Annotated in this window: 18 protein-coding genes; all 18 read right to left on the reverse strand. The window is 61.5% G+C overall.

Going from position 1 to position 19419, the window contains the following annotated elements:
- Window positions 1–171 precede the first annotated feature (171 nt).
- On the reverse strand, window positions 172–648 hold the full coding sequence (locus VIL88_RS12460) for a hypothetical protein (protein ID WP_331989284.1): 477 nt from the start codon (window positions 646–648) through the stop codon (window positions 172–174).
- Between the two features lie 53 nt (window positions 649–701).
- Window positions 702–950, reverse strand: a complete 249-nt coding sequence (locus VIL88_RS12465) for a DUF1467 family protein (protein ID WP_331989286.1) — start codon at window positions 948–950, stop codon at window positions 702–704.
- 91 nt (window positions 951–1041) lie between these two features.
- Complete coding sequence (locus VIL88_RS12470; protein WP_331989288.1) at window positions 1042–2715, reverse strand: ribonuclease J; 1674 nt, start codon at window positions 2713–2715, stop codon at window positions 1042–1044.
- A 70-nt stretch (window positions 2716–2785) separates the two neighbouring features.
- Window positions 2786–3616: a biotin--[acetyl-CoA-carboxylase] ligase gene (locus tag VIL88_RS12475; protein WP_331989290.1), complete on the reverse strand. Its 831-nt coding sequence runs from the start codon at window positions 3614–3616 to the stop codon at window positions 2786–2788.
- The gene (gene nuoN / locus VIL88_RS12480) at window positions 3617–5062 is read right to left on the reverse strand and encodes an NADH-quinone oxidoreductase subunit NuoN (protein ID WP_331989292.1); all 1446 of its coding nucleotides are present in this window, start codon (window positions 5060–5062) and stop codon (window positions 3617–3619) included. It lies immediately after the preceding gene.
- Between the two features lie 9 nt (window positions 5063–5071).
- Window positions 5072–6646: an NADH-quinone oxidoreductase subunit M gene (locus VIL88_RS12485; protein ID WP_331989294.1), complete on the reverse strand. Its 1575-nt coding sequence runs from the start codon at window positions 6644–6646 to the stop codon at window positions 5072–5074.
- The gene (gene nuoL, locus VIL88_RS12490; protein ID WP_331989296.1) at window positions 6646–8772 is read right to left on the reverse strand and encodes an NADH-quinone oxidoreductase subunit L; all 2127 of its coding nucleotides are present in this window, start codon (window positions 8770–8772) and stop codon (window positions 6646–6648) included. The genes VIL88_RS12485 and nuoL overlap by 1 nt, the downstream gene beginning before the upstream one ends.
- 11 nt (window positions 8773–8783) lie before the next feature.
- Complete coding sequence (gene nuoK, locus VIL88_RS12495) at window positions 8784–9092, reverse strand: NADH-quinone oxidoreductase subunit NuoK (RefSeq protein WP_331989338.1); 309 nt, start codon at window positions 9090–9092, stop codon at window positions 8784–8786.
- 15 nt (window positions 9093–9107) lie between these two features.
- On the reverse strand, window positions 9108–9716 hold the full coding sequence (locus VIL88_RS12500) for an NADH-quinone oxidoreductase subunit J (protein WP_331989298.1): 609 nt from the start codon (window positions 9714–9716) through the stop codon (window positions 9108–9110).
- Between the two features lie 11 nt (window positions 9717–9727).
- Complete coding sequence (nuoI, locus tag VIL88_RS12505; RefSeq protein ID WP_331989300.1) at window positions 9728–10216, reverse strand: NADH-quinone oxidoreductase subunit NuoI; 489 nt, start codon at window positions 10214–10216, stop codon at window positions 9728–9730.
- Window positions 10216–11313, reverse strand: a complete 1098-nt coding sequence (nuoH, locus tag VIL88_RS12510; protein ID WP_331989302.1) for an NADH-quinone oxidoreductase subunit NuoH — start codon at window positions 11311–11313, stop codon at window positions 10216–10218. Before nuoH ends, nuoI begins: the two co-directional genes overlap by 1 nt.
- A 9-nt stretch (window positions 11314–11322) precedes the next feature.
- A complete protein-coding gene (gene nuoG / locus VIL88_RS12515) occupies window positions 11323–13425 on the reverse strand; it encodes an NADH-quinone oxidoreductase subunit NuoG (RefSeq protein ID WP_331989304.1) in 2103 nt (700 codons plus the stop codon).
- 5 nt (window positions 13426–13430) lie between these two features.
- Entirely contained in the window at window positions 13431–14738 is a 1308-nt protein-coding gene (gene nuoF / locus VIL88_RS12520) for an NADH-quinone oxidoreductase subunit NuoF (protein ID WP_331989306.1), read from the reverse strand.
- An 11-nt stretch (window positions 14739–14749) separates the two neighbouring features.
- A complete protein-coding gene (nuoE, locus tag VIL88_RS12525; protein WP_331989308.1) occupies window positions 14750–16096 on the reverse strand; it encodes an NADH-quinone oxidoreductase subunit NuoE in 1347 nt (448 codons plus the stop codon).
- Complete coding sequence (locus VIL88_RS12530) at window positions 16096–17289, reverse strand: NADH-quinone oxidoreductase subunit D (protein ID WP_331989310.1); 1194 nt, start codon at window positions 17287–17289, stop codon at window positions 16096–16098. Before VIL88_RS12530 ends, nuoE begins: the two co-directional genes overlap by 1 nt.
- Window positions 17286–17903: an NADH-quinone oxidoreductase subunit C gene (locus tag VIL88_RS12535; RefSeq protein ID WP_331989312.1), complete on the reverse strand. Its 618-nt coding sequence runs from the start codon at window positions 17901–17903 to the stop codon at window positions 17286–17288. Before VIL88_RS12535 ends, VIL88_RS12530 begins: the two co-directional genes overlap by 4 nt.
- A gap of 10 nt (window positions 17904–17913) precedes the next feature.
- Window positions 17914–18495, reverse strand: coding sequence for an NADH-quinone oxidoreductase subunit B family protein (locus tag VIL88_RS12540; RefSeq protein ID WP_331989314.1), 582 nt, complete (start codon window positions 18493–18495; stop codon window positions 17914–17916).
- The gene (locus tag VIL88_RS12545) at window positions 18486–18851 is read right to left on the reverse strand and encodes an NADH-quinone oxidoreductase subunit A (protein ID WP_331989316.1); all 366 of its coding nucleotides are present in this window, start codon (window positions 18849–18851) and stop codon (window positions 18486–18488) included. The genes VIL88_RS12540 and VIL88_RS12545 overlap by 10 nt, the downstream gene beginning before the upstream one ends.
- Window positions 18852–19419: the final 568 nt, after the last annotated feature.

The raw sequence follows: 19419 nt of genomic DNA on the forward strand, positions 1-19419 counted from the left end.
AATAAAGCACAGGCGGTGACAAACCGCCGGACGTCGACAGCGTCTAGGGAGGAGCGTTGGCCGCCGCTGCATAGCGTGCCTAAGACCAACGTATTGTCGATAAAACTCAATCAAGCGGGGCCAAGTGCCCCGCTTTTTTATTGCCCCTGCGCAGCCGCGGAGCGTCCCCGGCTAGCGTTCGCACCCATCGGTGAACTGGTCGAGAACCTCGGCAATGTTGTCAATGCCGAAGCGGTGGCTGCGGCCATCGTAGCTGACCTGGAGAGGCTGACTCGCGTCCCGTGCCGCTCCAATGATGTCGCGCACCCGGTCTTCCTCCAGCGTGTCGATGACCACGGTCCGCTCACCGTCAACTTCATCATAGTAGCCGCTGAGGTCTTCGAACGTCTCGTCTCCCACAGTCGCGGTCACCGGCACGCTGGGGAAATCTTCTTCGCTGCCATCGGCCTCGAGGTCGGTGAAGACCAGCATCTGGATGTCTTCGGGGTAGCTCTCGTCGCAGAAGAACTGGAGCTCCACTGCGCCCGATTTATCGGACTGGAACGCTGCATAGCTCCAGGCCTTCTTGCTCTCGGAGCTATTGATATCCCACGCAGCTGCTGGAGCCGCACTGGCCATCAGAGCAAGAGCACACGTTACTAGTCTCATGGAACATCCCCCTTAGGCAAAATCTAGCGAGTAATTGGACGGGCGCAAGCCACTCAGCGGTTCCAGTAGTGATGCAGCGTCTCGTTGGAGAGACCCCACAAAAGCAACGCCGTCATGACAATGGCCACAGCTGTCGCCAGCAGGAATCGGAACAGCAGGCGCGGCACTGCAGGAGCTCCCGGATCGGTGCCCGCAACGATTTCGCCGACTTCTACCTGGCTGCGATTGCCGATGGGTGCGATCGCGACAAAGCTCAGCCACCAGACAACGAAGAACACAGCAATGAGGGAGCCAATTTGCATGCCAGCCTTCCTGAACGATCGCCCTTAAATACGATGACGGGCGCCTGTGCGAAAGCACAAACGCCCGTCCAAATGCCGCAGGTGCTGGTGCCTAGACCCGGTGCACGAAGACCGAAACGTTCGGTTTGCGGCCCCAATAGGCATTGACCTCGTTACGGATGGCTTTGAACAGCGCCGAGTTGAGGACTTCGGTGTCGCTGCGGCGCTTGGGCGGCATCGACTTGATCACGCCGGCCACGGTGTCTTCGACCAACTCCCCTAAGGACTCGTCTTCAGTCTCGGGCAGGCCTTCGATTACCAGGTCGGGGCCGGACACGACCTGTCCGTTGCCATTGACGCAGAGGCTGACCACGACGTGGCCGCCAAATGAGAGGCGACGCCGCCCCTTCACCCCGGATTCCTCGGGCGTGCACAGCACTAGGCCGTCGAGGTAGAGCTCACCAGTTCGCACCTCCGCCGGGAACGCTAGAGGCTCTGGGTAAAGTCGGACCATGTCGCCGTTGCGCGCGTCGATCACATTGGGAATGCCTGCCTCGCGGCCGAGCTTTGCATGCGCCTGCAGGTGCGTGGCTTCCCCGTGCACAGGCACAAGAACCTGAGGGCGTACCCAGGAATAGAGCCGGCGCAACTCCTCGCGGCGCGGATGACCCGTGACATGGACCAGACCATCACTGGCCGTGATGACCTCGATGCCTTTGTCGATCAAGAGGTTCTGGATGTCGATAACTTCCCGTTCGTTGCCGGGAATGGCCCAGGAGGAGAAGATCATGCGATCGCCCGCATTGAGGTCGATCACCGGGTGTTCCCCGCGAGCGATGCGCGCGATGGCGGCCCGAGCCTCACCCTGCGATCCGGTGCAGATCAGGACAATCTTGTTGCGAGCGATGGTCTTGTAGGCGTCCTGATCCAGCAGCGGCGGCAGGCCTTCGAGCATGCCCAGTTCCTTGGCGATGCCCATGATGCGATGGAGAGAGCGGCCCGACATCACCACCTGCCGTCCCGCCTTCTCGGCTGCCCGGACAATGGAGATCACGCGCCCCACATTGGAGGCGAAGGTGGTTACGGCGACGCGGTTTGGTGCCTCCGCGATCAACGCTGCCAGGTTGTCTGCGACTTCCGCCTCACTCGGGCTCTCGCCTTCTTTGAGTGCGTTGGTGGAGTCGCAGATCAGCGCCAGCGGCGTCGACTGGTCCTCACCTATCTTTTGCAGACGGGCAACATCAGTCGGAGCATTTCCGACAGGCGTCGGATCGAGCTTCCAATCGCCGGTATGCAGGACCCGCGCTATCGGGGTGCTGATCAGCAGCGCATTGGCTTCGGGAATCGAGTGCGCGACGTTGATCGCTTCGATGGTGAACGGCCCGACCTGGAAGGGTTTGCCCGGCTGCATGATGGTGACGTCGACATTTTCGACGATGCCGTCCCCTGCTCGCTTCGCAGCCAGCATGGCCGCGGTAAAAGGCGTGCAGAATACCGGCTTCTCAAAACCCGGCCAGAGATCAAGCACTGCGCCATAGTGATCTTCATGACTATGGGTCAGGATGAGCGCCAGGACGTCGTCAGCACGCTCTTCCAAAAATTCCGGATTGGCCATGATGAGCTCGATTCCCGGAAGGTCGGGGCCGCCGAAAGTCACGCCGCAATCGACCACGATCCACTTGCGCGAGCGCTCCGGACCAAAGCCATAGGCGCCCATATTCATGCCGATTTCGCCCACGCCGCCGAGCGGAACGAAGACGAGTTCATCCCTTTGGTTCTTAGCCATGGTTACGTCAGTCCTTTCTGCGCAACGCCGGGTCGATCTTTGGTCGCCGGTCGCCTGCGCTATGTCATGGTCAGCTTCGGGCGCTGGCCGTTGCCCCAAAATGCACGTCGCCCGCAGTGATCACGATGCGACGGTTGTCGTTAGCGCGGACGATCAGACGTCCCTCATCATCGACAGTTTCAAAGATGCCACGGAGCACTTCGCCGTCCTGATGAACGGCAATTGGCGCGCCAATGCCGGCCGCCGAGGCGCGCCATAGTTTTAGCACGGTGCTCATGCCGCGGCCCTCGTCCCAAAGGCCGAACGCCTCCACCCAGGCATCGCTCAGGGCCTCGAGGATCTGTTCGGCACTGCGAGAGACACCAAGCTCAGACAAGCTGGTAGCAGGATATGGCAGGCCCTCGGGAGCAGCGACCACATTGACGCCGATACCGATGGCAACCGCGTGCCGACCATCCGGCACCTTGGTGGCCTCAAGCCCGATTCCGACCAGCTTCGCACCGTCGGCAAGCACATCGTTGGGCCATTTCAGCGCGATGCGGCCATGGCCATCCAGGCTATCTGCGCCATCCATTGCAATCTTGACAGTACCAGGAGGCAGCACGCTGGCCAATGCGTTGCTGACCGTGATCCCGGCTACGAAGCCGAGCGTGGCTGAAAACGTGGGGGCGACATCAGGTATGATCAAGAGGGTGGCAGCGAGATTACCCGGCGGATGAACCCACGGGCGTCCTCGCCGTCCGCGGCCTGCAGTCTGCTCACGGGCAACGAACCAGATGCCGCCCGGATCGCCTGCCCCAGCGGCTGCAATGGCTTCCGTTGTGGTCGAGCCAATGCTTTCGTAGCTGCGCAGCCGGTAGCCGGCCGCGCGGGCTCTTGCGCCGAGGGTGAAGGCGGTCACCTAAAACAGGCTTCCGGCAGCAGTATGGGCAAAGGTCGCCAATGGACTGCCAACGGTGAAGTAGTAGGTTACGATCAGGAAGCCAGCCACTGCCATGATGATGTTGAGTTCGGCTGGTACGGCGTCGAACTCACGCACCGGCTCATCGAAGTACATCACCTTGACCACACGCAGGTAATAAAAGGCGCTGACGGCGGAAGCCAGCACGCCGATCACGGCGAGCACATAAAGCTGAGCGTCGATCGCGGCCAGGAACGCGTGCCACTTGGCGAAGAACCCGGCCAGCGGCGGCATGCCGATCAGGGAGAACATGATGATCGCCATAACGGCGGCCACGAATGGACGCTTCTGCGCCGCACCGGCGAGTTCATCGATCGTTTCGATCGGTCCGGTTGCGGTGCGCAGCGACAGCAGGCACGCAAAGAGGCCAACGGTCATGGCGACATAGATCGCCATGTAGATCGCGACGCCCTCGACGCCTACCTGGGTGCCCGAGGAAAGGCCAACGAGCGCGAAACCCACATGGCCAATGGACGAGTAGGCGGCAAGACGCTTGATAGACCGCTGCCCGATAGCGGCAAACGCTGCCAGGACCATGGAAGCGATGGAGAGGAAGATGACCACCTGCTGCCAGTCGCCCGTGATCGCCTGGAACGTGTCCATCACCAGGCGGATCAGCAGCGCCATGGCTGCAACCTTGGGCGCCGAGGCGAAGAAGGCTGTGACAGGCGTGGGCGCACCTTCATAGACGTCCGGCGTCCACATGTGGAACGGAACAGCGGAGATTTTGAAGGCAATACCGGCAAGCAGGAACACCATGCCGAAGATCAGGCCGATGGAGCGGCCCTCGCTGGCAATCGCCAGCACGATTTCCTGCAGATTGGTGTGGCCAGTGAAGCCATAGACCATGGAGGCACCATAGAGCAGGATACCCGAGGAGAGCGAACCCAGCACAAAGTATTTCAGGCCCGCTTCGGTCGCCTTGCTGTCGTCGCGCTTGATCGACGCCAGCACATAGGCCGACAGCGACTGCAGCTCGAGCCCGACATAAAGCGTCATCAGATCATTGGCCGAAACCATGGCCATCATGCCGAGCGTGGCAAGGAGGATCAGGATGGCATATTCGAACTTATGCGTGCCGAGCTCTTCCGCCCGCGGCAGTGCCAGCAGAAGCGCAAAGGCCGACCCGCCCAGCACCAGAACCTTCATGAAGCGCGCAAAGCTGTCGGCGATGAAAACCCCGTTGAACAAGACACCTTCAGCAGGGGCAAAGAGGATGACTGCGGCCACCACGAGGAGCAGCAGCACGGCGCCATAGGAGACGAGCAGCGACCGCTCCTTGTTGATCACGACACCAACTAGCAGCAGGACGATGGCGCCCACGGCCAGCAGCATTTCCGGATAGGCAGGAGCCAGGCTCGCGAAATCGATAACGTCAGAGTTCACGGGACTCTCCTAGTGGGCAGCAGGCTCGGCGGCCGGCGCTTCTTCAGCGGCGGCAACCGGTGCAGCATGGGCAAGTGGCGCTTGGGCTTCGGCCAGCGAAACGGCCGGGTCGCGGCCGGTGGCCGTGGCGTAGTGGGAAACGAGGTTGTCCACCGCCGCCGCGGTCGTGTCGAGGATCGGCGAGGGGTAGAAGCCGAACACAATCGTGAGCACGATCAATGGGTAAAGCAGAACCTTCTCGCGCAGGTTCAGGTCGAGAATGCCGCGCAGGCTCTCCTTGGTCAGCGCGCCCCAGATGACACGACGGTACAACCAGAGTGCATAACATGCTGACAGAATGACACCGAATGCTGCACCAAATGCTACCCAAGTGTTAACCTGGAACACGCCCATCATGGTGAGGAATTCACCCACGAAACCGGACGTGCCGGGAAGGCCGACATTGGCCATGGTGAAGACCATGAAAGCGAAGGCATAGCGCGGCATGCGCTCGACCAAGCCGCCATAGGCATCGATCTCGCGGGTATGCATGCGGTCATAGATCACGCCGACGCAAAGGAACAGCGCGCCCGAAACGATGCCGTGCGAGATCATCTGGAACAGCGCGCCCTGGATGGCCAGAGCATTGCCGGCGAAGATGCCCATGGTGACAAAGCCCATATGGGCGACGGACGAATAGGCGATCAGCTTCTTGATGTCGCTCTGCACCAGCGCGATCAGCGAGGTGACGATGATGGCTGCAACCGAGAGGAAGAAGATGATGTTGGCGAACTGCGCCGAGGCATCGGGGAACATGGGCAGGCTGAAGCGGAGGAAACCGTAGCCACCCAGCTTGAGTAGGATAGCGGCCAGGATCACCGAACCTGCCGTGGGAGCCTGCACGTGCGCCTCGGGCAGCCAGCGATGCAGCGGCCACATCGGCATCTTGACGGCGAGCGACAGGAAGAACGCCCACCACAGCCAGGGCTGCCACGATTCCGGGAATTCATGGGTCAGCAGGCGGGCAATGTCGGTCGTCCCGGCGTTCCAGTACATGGCCATGATGGCCAGCAGCATCAGAACGGATCCACCGAAGGTGTAGAAGAAGAACTTGTAGCTTGCCTGGATGCGCTTGGCGCCGCCCCAGATGCCGATGATCAGGAACATCGGCAGGAGCGTGCCTTCAAAGAACACGTAGAACATGGCCAGGTCGAGCGTGGTGAACACGCCGATCATCAGCGTCTCAAGGATCAGGAACACGATCATGTATTCCTTGAGGCGCGTGTCCACTTCCCAGCTCGCCAGAATGGCGAAGGGCATCAGAAGCGCAGTCAGCACGACGAACAGCACTGAAATGCCGTCGACGCCGAGACGATAGCCGATCGTGTCGCCGATCCAGGCGTAGTTGACCACGAACTGGAAGCCCGGGCTCGACGGATCGAAATTCTGCCACATGACCAGCGACAGCGCGAGCACGACCAGCGTCGTCGCCAGGGTCAGCCAGCGGATGGCCCCGATCGACTGCCTGGGCAGGAACAGCAGCACTGCAGCACCGGCAAAGGGCAGCCAGGTGAGGACTGTAAGAATGGTGTCGGAGAAGTTCATCAGATCAGTCCCCCGGCCGCGATGGCCCAGGTCAGCAGTGCCGCAATGCCGATCAGCATGGCGAAGGCATAGTGGTAGAGGTAACCCGACTGCAGCCGGACCACCCACGAGGTCACGTTCTGCACCCGGCGGCCAAGGCCCTCGGTAAGCTTCTCGTCGACCAGCCAGTCATCGAAGCCCTTCCAGAAGGCGCGTCCGACCCAGAGGGCGGGTTTGACGAAGATCGTGTTGTAGAGCTCGTCGAAGTACCACTTGTTCAGGAGGAACTTGTAGAGGCCCGGGTTCTGGGCAGCCAGGCGCGCTGGTACGGCCGGTTCACGGATATACATGAACCATGCGGCGATGAAGCCAAGCAGCATGGCGATCGTGGCGCTCCACTTCACCCAGACCGGCACGTGATGAGCCGCTTCGATGATCTCGTGGTCGACAAAGATCGAGCCGGCGAAGAAGTGCTCGATGTGCTCAACGTCATGGAAGAACATGCCGTAGAAGACGGCACCGGCCAGCACCGCGCCGACGGCGAGCACGTAGAGCGGCACCAGCATCACGTTGGGCGACTCATGGGCATGGTCATAGGCCGAACCATGGTGATGTGCATCATGATGACTCACGGCAGCATGGGCATGATCGTCCAGATTGCTGTCGTCGATAGGCTCGTGATGGGTCTCCGGATCAGCATGGGCCGGATCAGGATGGGCTGTATGGCTATGCTGCGCGTCGCGTGGCGATCCATGGAAGGTCAGGTGGACGAGACGCCAGGAGTAGAAGCTCGTGAACAGAGCGGCGATCACCAGCAGCCAAAAGGCGAACATGCCCGTGTTGCCGCCAACGGCATAGGCCGCCTCGATGATGGAGTCCTTGGAGAAGAACCCGGCAAAGCCGAACCACTCCGTGCCGGGAATGCCGACACCAGTCAGCGCCAGCGTGCCGATCAGCATCATGGCGTAGGTGATCGGGATCTTCTTGCGTAGACCGCCCATGTTACGCATGTCCTGCTCGTGGTGCATGGCGTGGATCACCGAGCCAGCACCCAGGAACAGCAGGGCCTTAAAGAAGGCATGGGTGAACAGGTGGAAGACACCTGCCGAATAGGCCCCTGCCCCGAGCGCTACGAACATGTAGCCAAGCTGCGAACAGGTCGAATAGGCGATCACGCGCTTGATGTCGTTCTGCACCAGGCCGACCGTCGCGGCGAAGAATGCCGTAATGGCGCCGATGACTAGAACCACTGTCAGGGCAACGGGGGAGGTCTCGAACAGCGGCGACAGACGGGCGACCATGAAGACGCCGGCGGTCACCATGGTTGCAGCGTGGATCAGCGCCGACACCGGGGTCGGACCTTCCATGGCGTCAGGAAGCCAGGTGTGGAGCAGGAACTGCGCCGACTTGCCCATGGCACCCATGAAGAGCAGCAGGCAAACCACGGTCATAGCGTCGAGCTGCCAGCCCAGGAACTGCATCACCGGCAGGCCGGTCGTAGCGAACTCACCGGCGGCATGGAAAGCGCCGTCGAAGTCGATATGGCCGAGGACCAGGAAAGCACCAAAGATGCCAAGGGCGAAGCCGAAGTCGCCGACACGGTTGACGACAAAGGCCTTCATTGCCGCTGCCGAGGCGGACGGGCGGGTGTACCAGAAGCCGATCAGGAGATAGGACGCCAGGCCCACGCCCTCCCAACCAAAGAACATCTGGAGAAAATTGTCGGCCGTCACCAGCATCAGCATGGCGAAGGTGAACAGCGACAGATAGGCGAAGAAGCGCGAGCGATGCGGATCTTCGGCCATGTAGCCGATGGAATAGGTATGGACGAGCGCCGAGACCGTGTTGACCACCACAAGCATGATGGCGGTCAGCGTGTCGACGCGCAGCGTCCAGCGCAGATCCATATCGCCGACCTGGATCCAGCGCATGACCTCGACCTTAAGCACAGCGGCGTGCCCCTCGGCGGTAGCACCGACCAGCCCATCGCCGAAGGCGACTGGCAGGAAGACGACCCAGCTCAAGACGGCTGCAATGATCAGGAGGCCAGTGGTGAGGAACTCACTCGGTCGGTGTCCGATCGTGCGGCCCAAGAGGCCTGCGACGAGAGCGCCGACCAGGGGCAGGAAAACAATCGCTTGAATCATAGCGGTGGTTCTTAGCCCTTCATCTGGTTGACGTCTTCAACCGCAATCGAGCCGCGGTTGCGATAGAAAATAACGAGAATGGCCAAACCGATGGCCGCTTCGGCAGCCGCAACGGTGAGGATCAACAGCGCAAAGACCTGACCCTGCAGGTCGTTCAGCACAGAGCTGAAGGCCACCATGTTGAGGTTCACGGCAAGCAGGATCAGTTCCACCGACATCAGGATGACGATGATGTTCTTGCGGTTGATGAAGATGCCGAACACGCCGAGCGTGAACAGGATTGCTGCTACGGTCAGGTAGTGACCGAGCTCGATACCCAAGCCCATGTTTGCCTCCTACAGCCCTTGACCGCTTTTGACCTTGACCACTTCCAGCGTATCGGCGGCGCGGCGCGCCACCTGATCGACCGGATTCTGGCGTTTGACATTTGGCTTGTGACGCAGCGTCAGCACGATGGCGCCGATCATGGCAACCAGCAGAACAGCGCCCGCACCCTGGAACAGGAACAGGTAGCGCGTATAGAGCACAAGACCGATGGCGCGCATATTTTCGGTGGTCCCATCCATCGGCAGGCCCGACCTGGCCGCCGCTTCAGGAGACACCACAAAGCTGCCCGCCAGCAACAGCAGTTCAAGCAGCAGGATGATACCAACGATCATTCCGATGGGCGCGTATTGGAGGAAACCCTGCCGCAGCGATGTGAAGTCCACGTCGAGCATCATGACAACGAACAGGAACAGCACGGCGACGGCGCCCACATAAACGACGATCAGCAGCAGCGCGAGGAACTCGGCGCCCGCCAGCATGAAGAGGCCTGCTGCGTTGAAGAAGGCCAGGATCAGGAACAGCACGGCGTGCACGGGATTGCGCGCGGAGATCACCATCACGGCCGAAGCCACGAGGATCGCCGAGAACAGGTAGAAGAAAAATAGTGGAAGGGTCATCCTCTTCCCTCTCAGCGGTAAGGCGCGTCAGCGGCGATATTGGAAGCGAGTTCACGCTCCCAGCGGTCACCGTTGGCAAGGAGCCTCTCCTTGGAGAAGTAGAGCTCTTCGCGTGTTTCTGTGGCGAATTCGAAATTGGGACCTTCAACGATCGCATCCACCGGACAGGCTTCCTGGCAGAAGCCGCAATAGATGCACTTCACCATGTCGATGTCGTAGCGCACGGTGCGGCGCGTGCCATCGTTCTGGCGCGGGCCAGCTTCTATGGTAATCGCCTGAGCCGGACAGATGGCCTCGCAAAGCTTGCAGGCGATGCAGCGCTCTTCGCCATTGGGATAGCGACGCAGAGCATGCTCACCACGGAAACGCGGCGACACATGTCCCTTCTCGAATGGGTAATTGATGGTCGGCTTGGGCGAGAAGAAATAGCGCATGGTCAGGAAGAAGGCCTTCACCAACTCCGTGAGCAGCAGCGTGTTGACGAACTGGGTGGCGCGCATCAGGCCATCCCTCCATGCCAGCCCCAGCCGGTAAGCATGAGGACGAATGCAACAATGATGACCATGACCAACGACAGCGGCAGGAACAGCTTCCAGCCAATGCGCATCAGTTGGTCGTAGCGGTAGCGGGGAACGATCGCCTTGGCCATGGCGAACATGAAGAACACCAGGCTGAGCTTGATGACGAACCAGACGACACCGGGAATCCAGGTGAAGGGCGGCAAATCGATCGGCGAGGCCCAGCCACCCAGGAACAGGATGGTGGTCATGGCGCACATCAGGAGGATCGAGATGTACTCGCCCAGCATGAACAGCATGTAGGGCGTGGCCGAATATTCGGTCATGAAGCCGGCAACCAGTTCCGATTCACCTTCCGCCAGATCGAATGGCGGGCGGTTCGTTTCGGCAAGCGCCGAGACATAGAACACGATGAACATCGGAAAGAGCGGCAGCCAGAACCAGTTGAGGAAGCTGAGCCATGGCAGGCCGATGGTGTGGGCGAGGCCCATTTCCTGCTGCGCGATGACGATGTCGCTGAGGTTCAGCGAGCCGACGCAGAGCAGGACGGTGATGATCACGAGGCCGATGGAGACCTCGTAGGACACCATCTGCGCAGCGGAACGGAGCGAGCCCAGGAACGGGTACTTCGAGTTAGAAGCCCAGCCGCCGATGATCACGCCGTAGACGCCGAGCGACGACATGGCGAGAAGATAGAGGATGCCCAGGTTGATGTCGGCCATGGCAAGGCCCGGCCCGACGGGAATCACAGCCCAGCCGGTGAGGGCCAGCGTTGCCGTCAGCAGCGGCGCCATGAGGAACAGCACCTTGTCGGAACCGCCGGGAATGATCGGCTCCTTGAGGGCGAATTTCAGCAGGTCGGCAAAGCTCTGCAGCAGGCCGAAGGGGCCCACCACGTTCGGGCCGCGACGCAGCTGGACCGCAGCCCAGATCTTGCGGTCAGCTAGAAGGATGAACGCCGTGAAGATCAGCAGCGATACAAGCAGCAGCAGCGCCTTGTAGACGAAGCCGACATGCACGCCCCATCCGAGGATGGGAATGCCCAGAAGGAAGTCCAGAGCAGAGGTGATGAAGTCCATTATACTCCCCTACTCCGCTGCCTGGCGCAGACCGGCCGCGGTTGCAGCGCACTCGCCCATTACGGCCGAAGCGCGTGCGATCGGGTTGGTCAGGTAGAACTCGGAAACGGCGGAACGGAACGGTGCCGACGTGGTCTGAACACTTGCGGCGGCCAGCTTGGCCACGTCGCCGACAGAACCGGCTGCGATCTGGTCCACGCGGGCCATGTGCGGGAACTCCGCATAGATGGCAGCGCGCAGCTGGGCCAGCGAGTTGAACGGCAAGGGCTTGCCGATAGCACCGGACAAGGCGCGGATGATGGCCCAGTCTTCCTTGGCGTCGCCAGGCGGGAACACGGCGCGGGTGGTCACCTGCACGCGGCCCTCGGTATTGACATAGGTGCCGGACTTTTCCGTGTAGGTTGCGGCCGGCAGGATGACATCGGCGCGATGCGCACCGGCGTCGCCATGCGAGCCGATATAGACAACGAAGGCCTTGCCGAGAGCCGACATGTCGTATTCGTCGGCGCCCAGGAGGAACAGGACGTCGAGATCGCCCTTGGCAGCAAGCGCCATCTGATCGGCCGAGCAAACGCCGCCATCATGCGGCACAAAGCCTATGTCGAGTCCGCCGACGCGGCTGGCCGCGTTGTGCAGCAGCGCGAAGCCGTTCCAGCCTTCGGCAACGCCGGCACCGGAAGCAAGCTTGGCAGCCAGGGCAATGACGTCGCGGCCGACCTGCTTGCCGAGCGAAGCATGCGATACCGCGGCCTCGCCGACGATGATCAGCGGACGCTGCGCCTTAGACAGGATCTCGGCAAACGAGCCCTTGCCGGCAGCGATGTCGGCCAGGGTTTCAACGCCTTCGCCCAGATAGCTGTAGTCATAGGTGAGCTCGGCGCGTTCGCCGATCACACCGATGGGCAGCCCCTTGGCGCGCCACACCTTGCGGATGCGGGCGTTGATCAGCGATGCTTCCTTGCGCGGGTTTGACCCGATGATGAGAATGGCGTCGGCTTCCTCGATCCCGGCGATGGTCGGGTTGAAGATATAGGCCGAGCGCGGCATGGACGGATCGATGCCCGACATGGCAGGACGCACGTCGGTCATGCCAGAGCCGACGGACGCCAGCAGCGCCTTGAGCGCGTACATTTCCTCGACGGCCGCCAGGTCGCCGGCAATGGCGCCGACCTTGTTGCCGGCCTTCTTCATGCGGGCCGCAACGGCTGCCAGGGCTTCATCCCAGGTGGCCGATTGCAGCTTGCCGCCGCGGCGCACATAGGGGCGGTCGAGGCGCTGGGACTTGAGACCGTCCCAGACGAAACGGGTCTTGTCGGAAATCCACTCTTCGTTGATGGCCTCGTTGATGCGCGGCAGGATGCGCATGACTTCGCGGCCACGGCTGTCGACCCGGATGGCAGAACCGACGGCGTCCATGACGTCGATGGACTCGGTCTTGCTGAGCTCCCATGGACGGGCGTTGAAGGCGTAGGGCTTGCTGGTCAGCGCACCGACCGGGCAGAGGTCGATGACATTGCCCTGCAGTTCGCTCGACAGCGCCTTTTCGAGATAGGTCGTGATCTCGGCGTCTTCGCCGCGGCCCAGGAGGCCCATCTCGGCAATGCCGGCGACTTCGGTGGTGAAGCGAACGCAGCGCGTGCAGTGGATGCAGCGGTTCATCGAGGTCTTGACCAGCGGGCCAATATATTTGTCCTCGACGGCGCGCTTGTTCTCGGCGAAGCGGTTCTTGTCCACACCATAGGCCATGGCCTGGTCCTGCAGGTCGCACTCGCCACCCTGGTCGCAGATTGGGCAATCGAGCGGGTGATTGATCAGCAGGAATTCCATCACGCCTTCACGGGCCTTCTTGACCATGGGCGTGTTGGTGAACATTTCGGGCGGTTCGCCGTTCGGGCCGGGACGCAGGTCCTTGACCGACATGGCGCAGGAGGCCTGCGGCTTGGGCGGACCACCCTTCACCTCGACGAGGCACATGCGGCAATTGCCGGCCACCGACAGGCGCTCGTGGTAACAAAAGCGCGGAATTTCCGCGCCTGCAGCCTCGGCGGCCTGCATCAGCGTGTAGTAGTCGGGAACTTCGACGAGCAGGCCGTCGACTTTGATACTTGCCATCAGCCCTACTCCGCCGCAATCGACGGCACGGCGCCGTCGGATGTGGACGAATACGTGTATTGCTCCATCCGCGCCTCGATGGTCGGACGGAAGTTCCGGATCAGGCCCTGGATCGGCCAGGCCGCTGCGTCGCCAAGCGCACAGATGGTGTGCCCTTCGATCTGCTTGGTGACCTCGAACAGCATGTCGATCTCGCGCTTCTGGGCGCGGCCCTCGACCATGCGCTCCATGACCCGCATCATCCAGCCGGTGCCTTCGCGGCACGGCGTGCACTGGCCGCAGCTCTCGTGCTTGAAGAAAGCTGAGATGCGCCAGATCGCGCGGATGATGTCGGTCGACTTGTCCATGATGATCATGCCGCCGGTGCCGAAGCTCGACTTCTTCTCGCGCATGCCATCGAAGTCCATGACAGCATCCATCATGTCCTCGCCGCGGACGACCGGACAGCTTGCGCCACCTGGAATGACGGCAAGGAGGTTGTCCCAGCCACCGCGAATGCCGCCGCAATGCTTTTCGATGATGTCCTTGAAGCTTTCGCCCAGGGCTTCCTCGAAGGTTGCCGGCCGATTGACGTGGCCCGAGACCATGAACAGCTTGGTGCCGACATTGTTGGGGCGGCCGATCGAGGAGAACCAGCCGGCGGAGCGGCGCAGGATCTCCGGCACGACGGCGATGGATTCGACGTTGTTGACGGTGGTCGGGTTGCCATAGACACCCATGCCGGCCGGGAACGGTGGCTTGAGACGGGGCTGACCCTTCTTGCCTTCCAGCGACTCCATCAGCGCGGTTTCTTCGCCGCAGATATAGGCGCCGGCGCCGTGATGGACGATGATGTCCAGGTCCCAGCCGTGGATATTGTCCTTGCCGATCAGCTTGGCTTCGTAGGCTTCCTCGACGGCACGCTCGAGCCGTTCACGCTCGCGCATGAACTCGCCGCGCACATAGATAAAGGCCAGATGCGCATCCATGGCGCGGCAGGCGATCAGACAGCCTTCGATCAGGTGGTGCGGATCGTGGCGTAGAATTTCGCGGTCCTTGCACGTACCGGGCTCGGACTCGTCGGCGTTGACCAGCAGGTAGTGCGGACGGCCGTCACTCACCTTGGGCATGAACGACCACTTGAGGCCGGTGGGAAAGCCTGCGCCACCACGGCCACGAAGGCCCGAGGACTTCACCTCGTTGGTGATCCAGTCGCGGCCCATATCGAGGAATTCCTTGGTGCCACTCCAGCCGCCGCGCTTGCGCGCGCCTTCGAGGCCCCAGTCGCCCTGGCCATAAAGGTTGGTGAAGATGCGATCCTTGTCAGCGAGCAATTCCCGTACTCCTAACGCGGCTTCTTGCCGAAGACGCGGACATATTCTGCTTCGCCACCACGGGCGAGCACCTCGGCCTTCTGCAGCCATCCATCGCGCGAGACGCGACCCTTGAGGTTCAAGGTCGCCTCGACCTGCTCGACCTCGTCGGGCGTCAGGGCAGCGATCTGGCTCCACCGGGTGATGCCCATGGCATTGAGCCGGCTTTCGAGCACCGGACCCACGCCGGTGATGAACTTGAGGTCGTCTGCAGGACCTTCAGGCGCCACAAACAACTGGGGCGAACCACCGCGCTCGGCGACGGGATTGACCTCGCTGGGATTGGCCTTGGGGGCGATGATGGTGCGCGTGCGCTTGGTGCCCGCACTGGTTCCATCGCGCCCAGGCGCCGTAGCCGTGGCCTTGCCCACCGCCATGCCGCCATCGACCTTGCTCGCATCCGTTTCAGCACCGGTGGCGCCGGAACGCATCGCCTCATTGGGCTCGCCATCAGCCTTTGCTGCAGCATCCGCTTTCTTGCGTTCGCTCTCAGCCTTGGCCTCAGACACCTTTGCCTCGGCCGATGGGCCCTTGATGGCCGGCGCGGTTTCTTCCGCGACATCGCGCGGACGGCCCGCCGTTGTCGGTGGAGGCGACCCGGCAGGTGCAGCGGCCGCTGCTGGCGCAGCGGGAGCTGCAGGCGCGGCGGCAGCCGGTGCTGCTTCGGCAGGCGGCGCGGGCGGCACGAACTTCTCGCGGTAAGCAGTTGCCTCTTCCAACAAGACCACGCGCCCGCCTTCCGGTGCGGAGTTGAGCCGATCGATCTGCGTGCCTGGCTTGATGCTCTGACCATTGCCGGCGGCAAAGGCGTCGATGATCTCGCCCAGCCGTTCCTTGGTCAGGTCTTCATAGGTATCCTTGAAGATTGTCACCATCGGCGCGTTCACGCAGGCGCCGGCGCACTCGACCTCTTCCCAGCTCAGCGTACCGTCTGCGTTCAGATGATAGGCCTCGGGATGGATCTTGCTCTTGCAGACGTCGATAAGTTCGCCCGCACCACGGAGCATGCATGGCGTGGTGCCGCAAACCTGAACGTGCGCGCGCGTACCGACGGGCTGCAGCTGGAACTGCGTGTAGAATGTCGCGACTTCGAGAACCCGAATGTAGGCCATGCCCAGCATCTCGGCGACCTTCTCGATGGAGGCACGGCTGACCCAGCCTTCCTGCTCCTGCGCGCGCATCAGCAGCGGAATGACAGCAGACTGCTGACGGCCGGCCGGATACAGGCCGATCTTCCATTCCGCCCAATTAGCATTTTCAGCACTAAAGGCGAACTCAGCCGGCTGGACCGACTCATCCGCAAGGCGACGCGCAACCATTAGCGATCAACCTCTCCGAACACGATATCGAGTGAGCCAAGGATGGCCGAGACGTCAGCCAGCATGTGGCCGCGGCACAAGAAATCCATAGCCGACAAATGCGCGAATCCCGGCGCACGGATCTTGCAGCGGTATGGCTTGTTGGTGCCGTCGCTGACAAGATAGACGCCGAATTCACCCTTGGGCGCTTCCACGGCGACATAAACCTCGCCGGCGGGAACCTTGAAGCCTTCGGTGTAGAGCTTGAAGTGATGGATAAGTGCTTCCATCGACTGCTTCATCTCGCCCCGCTTGGGCGGAACGACCTTTCCGTCGAGGGCAGCGACTGGACCCTTGCCGTCAGGCGCATTCAGCTTGTCGATGCACTGCTGCATGATGCGGGTCGACTGGCGCATCTCTTCCATGCGGATGAGATACCGATCGTAGCAGTCGCCGTTCTTGCCGATCGGGATGTCGAAATCCATTTCGGCATAGCAATCATAGGGCTGCGACTTGCGCAGGTCCCAGGCCGCACCCGAGCCGCGCGCCATGATGCCCGAGAACGCCATGTTCCAGGCGTCTTCGAGCTTCACGACGCCGATATCGACGTTGCGCTGCTTGAAGATGCGGTTCTCGGTCAGCAGCGCATCCAAGTCGTCGATGAACTTGGGGAAGCGATGGCAGAAGCTCTCGATATCGTCGATCAGCGCCTGCGGCAGATCCTGGTGAACACCACCCGGCCGGAAATAGGCGGCGTGCATGCGCGAGCCAGAGGCGCGCTCATAAAAGATCATCAACTGTTCGCGGTATTCAAAGCCCCAGACGGGCGGCGTCAGCGCGCCGACGTCCATCGCCTGCGTGGTGATGTTCATGAGGTGCGACAGGAGCCGGCTGATTTCGCAATAGAGCACGCGGATCAGCTGGCCGCGGCGCGGCACGGTGAGGCCCAGCATCTTCTCGACGGCAAGAGCAAAGGCATGCTCCTGGCTCATCGGTGCCACATAGTCGAGGCGATCGAAGTAAGGCAGCGCCTGCAGATAGGTCTTTGACTCGATCAGCTTCTCGGTGCCGCGATGCAACAAACCAATATGCGGATCGACGCGCTCGACGATTTCACCGTCGAGTTCCAGGATCAACCGCAGCACGCCGTGCGCCGACGGGTGCACGGGACCGAAGTTGATGGTGAAATTGCGGACGTCGGCTTCAACAGTCATTGCTTGGCCTTCTCGTCACCGGGCAGCACGTAGTCGGTACCTTCCCAAGGTGACAAATAGTCGAACGAACGGAATTCCTGCATGAGCTTGACCGGCTCATAGATCACCCGCTTGCGCTCTTCGTCGTAGCGAACCTCGACAAAGCCGGTCATCGGGAAGTCCTTGCGCAACGGATGGCCATCGAAGCCATAGTCGGTGAGGATGCGACGGAGGTCATGGTGGCCCGAGAACAACACGCCATAGAGGTCATAGGCCTCGCGCTCGTACCAATCAGCACCGCGATAGACTGTGGAGATGCTCGGCACCGGCGTCTCGTCGTCAGCGGCCAGCTTCACGCGGATGCGCTGGTTCAAGTACGGGCTCATGAAGTGGTAGACCACCTCGAAACGAGGATCGCGCGCCGGGTAGTCGACGGCACAGACATCGACAAATGCCACGAAGCGACAGCGCGCGTCATCGCGCAGGAACTGAGCGACCGTCACGATCTCGTCCCGCGCCACGATCAGCGTCAGTTCGCCGAACGCCACTTCCTGGGCGAGGACAGCACCATCCAGGGAGTTGGCGATATACGTGCCAAGGTCCACGAGCGGGTCGAGCTGGATTATTTCGTCCATGGAGAGAGACCTAGCGTTCGATGGTACCGGTGCGGCGAATCTTTTTCTGCAGCAGCAGAATGCCGTAGAGCAGCGCCTCTGCCGTGGGCGGGCAGCCCGGCACATACACGTCCACGGGCAGGATGCGATCGCAACCACGCACCACTGAGTACGAGTAATGGTAGTAGCCGCCGCCATTGGCGCAGCTGCCCATGGAGATGACGTAACGCGGCTCCGGCATCTGGTCGTAGACCTTGCGCAAAGCCGGCGCCATCTTGTTGGTCAGCGTGCCGGCAACGATGAGCACGTCGGACTGGCGCGGGGAAGCGCGCGGCGCCGTGCCGAACCGCTCCACGTCGTAACGGGGCATGGACATCTGCATCATCTCGACGGCGCAGCAGGCAAGACCCGTCTGCATCCACATCAGCGAGCCTGTACGAGCCCAGTTGACCAGCTGCGACACGGTGGAGACGAGAAAGCCCTTGTCGGCGAGCTCATCAGTGACTTCCGTGAAGAACGGGTCACCAGCACCAGCAACCTTGTTGGTGCGAGGATCGATCAGGCCCGTGGGGCGCGGCGCGACCAGCGTACCGTTCTGTTCGCTCAATCCCATTCAAGGGCCCCTTTCCGCCATTCATAGATGAACCCGACGGTGAGTACGCCGAGGAAGATCATCATCGACCAGAAACCGAACCAGCCCACATCGTGGAACACCACGGCCCATGGAAACAGGAATGCAACTTCAAGATCGAAGATGATGAAGAGAATCGACACAAGATAGAAGCGCACGTCGAACTTCATGCGCGCATCGTCGAAGGCCTCGAAGCCAGCTTCGAACGCGGAGACCTTTTCGGGATCCGGGTTCTTCACCGCGACGATGAAGGGCGCAACCAGCAGCGCCAGACCAATAACGCCGGCGATGGCAAGGAAGATGACAATCGGCAAGTAATCGCTGAGCAAATCAGTCATGCGGCAGCCTGTGTTCTAATCCGGTCGGGGGACAACCGGCACGCGCGGGTCACGCAAGCAATTGGGGCGAGCGAACCGACACGATTGTTGATGGCTTGGGCTTAGACCTTTGCCAAAGCGGTTTCAAGGGAAAGAAAACATGAGGTAAATCATCATGTATCAGGCCCTTGCCTACAGAAACTCCTGCGCCGGAGAACGGTACCAGCCAAGGTTTGCTCTGGGTGGGACTAAAGCTTGAGACAGCATATAGAACACCATCAGCTGACGCGCGAGAGCGGCACGGAATCGTGAACAAAACCAAAACGGCGACCCAGTCTCCTGGGTCGCCGAATTGGGTTTGCAAGACGCTAAGTCAGGAGGACGGCGGACCGCCCTGCCCGATTGCAAATCTTAGAAGTGGTAGGAAACGCCGACGGTTGCCTTGGCGCCTTCGAAGAAGGAGTCCGAAGCGCCGTCGAAGTCGCCCTGGCCAACAACTTCACCGCGAACGGTGATCGAGTCGGTCACTGCGAATTCAACACCACCACCGAGCTGGTAGACGCCCTGGTTGAAGCCAGTGCGGTTGTTG

The sequence above is a fragment of the Devosia sp. genome (assembly GCF_036563435.1).
Taxonomy (GTDB): domain Bacteria; phylum Pseudomonadota; class Alphaproteobacteria; order Rhizobiales; family Devosiaceae; genus Devosia.

Bases quoted from the DNA above. Each gene is read 5' to 3' on its own strand.
- VIL88_RS12460 (WP_331989284.1), bottom strand. From the start codon at position 648: ATGAGACTAGTAACGTGTGCTCTTGCTCTGATGGCCAGTGCGGCTCCA.
- VIL88_RS12465 (WP_331989286.1), bottom strand. From the start codon at position 950: ATGCAAATTGGCTCCCTCATTGCTGTGTTCTTCGTTGTCTGGTGGCTG.
- VIL88_RS12470 (WP_331989288.1), bottom strand. From the start codon at position 2,715: ATGGCTAAGAACCAAAGGGATGAACTCGTCTTCGTTCCGCTCGGCGGC.
- VIL88_RS12485 (WP_331989294.1), bottom strand. From the start codon at position 6,646: ATGAACTTCTCCGACACCATTCTTACAGTCCTCACCTGGCTGCCCTTT.
- nuoL (WP_331989296.1), bottom strand. From the start codon at position 8,772: ATGATTCAAGCGATTGTTTTCCTGCCCCTGGTCGGCGCTCTCGTCGCA.
- VIL88_RS12500 (WP_331989298.1), bottom strand. From the start codon at position 9,716: ATGACCCTTCCACTATTTTTCTTCTACCTGTTCTCGGCGATCCTCGTG.
- nuoI (WP_331989300.1), bottom strand. From the start codon at position 10,216: ATGCGCGCCACCCAGTTCGTCAACACGCTGCTGCTCACGGAGTTGGTG.
- nuoH (WP_331989302.1), bottom strand. From the start codon at position 11,313: ATGGACTTCATCACCTCTGCTCTGGACTTCCTTCTGGGCATTCCCATC.
- nuoG (WP_331989304.1), bottom strand. From the start codon at position 13,425: ATGGCAAGTATCAAAGTCGACGGCCTGCTCGTCGAAGTTCCCGACTAC.
- nuoE (WP_331989308.1), bottom strand. From the start codon at position 16,096: ATGGTTGCGCGTCGCCTTGCGGATGAGTCGGTCCAGCCGGCTGAGTTC.
- VIL88_RS12530 (WP_331989310.1), bottom strand. From the start codon at position 17,289: ATGACTGTTGAAGCCGACGTCCGCAATTTCACCATCAACTTCGGTCCC.
- VIL88_RS12535 (WP_331989312.1), bottom strand. From the start codon at position 17,903: ATGGACGAAATAATCCAGCTCGACCCGCTCGTGGACCTTGGCACGTAT.
- VIL88_RS12540 (WP_331989314.1), bottom strand. From the start codon at position 18,495: ATGGGATTGAGCGAACAGAACGGTACGCTGGTCGCGCCGCGCCCCACG.
- VIL88_RS12545 (WP_331989316.1), bottom strand. From the start codon at position 18,851: ATGACTGATTTGCTCAGCGATTACTTGCCGATTGTCATCTTCCTTGCC.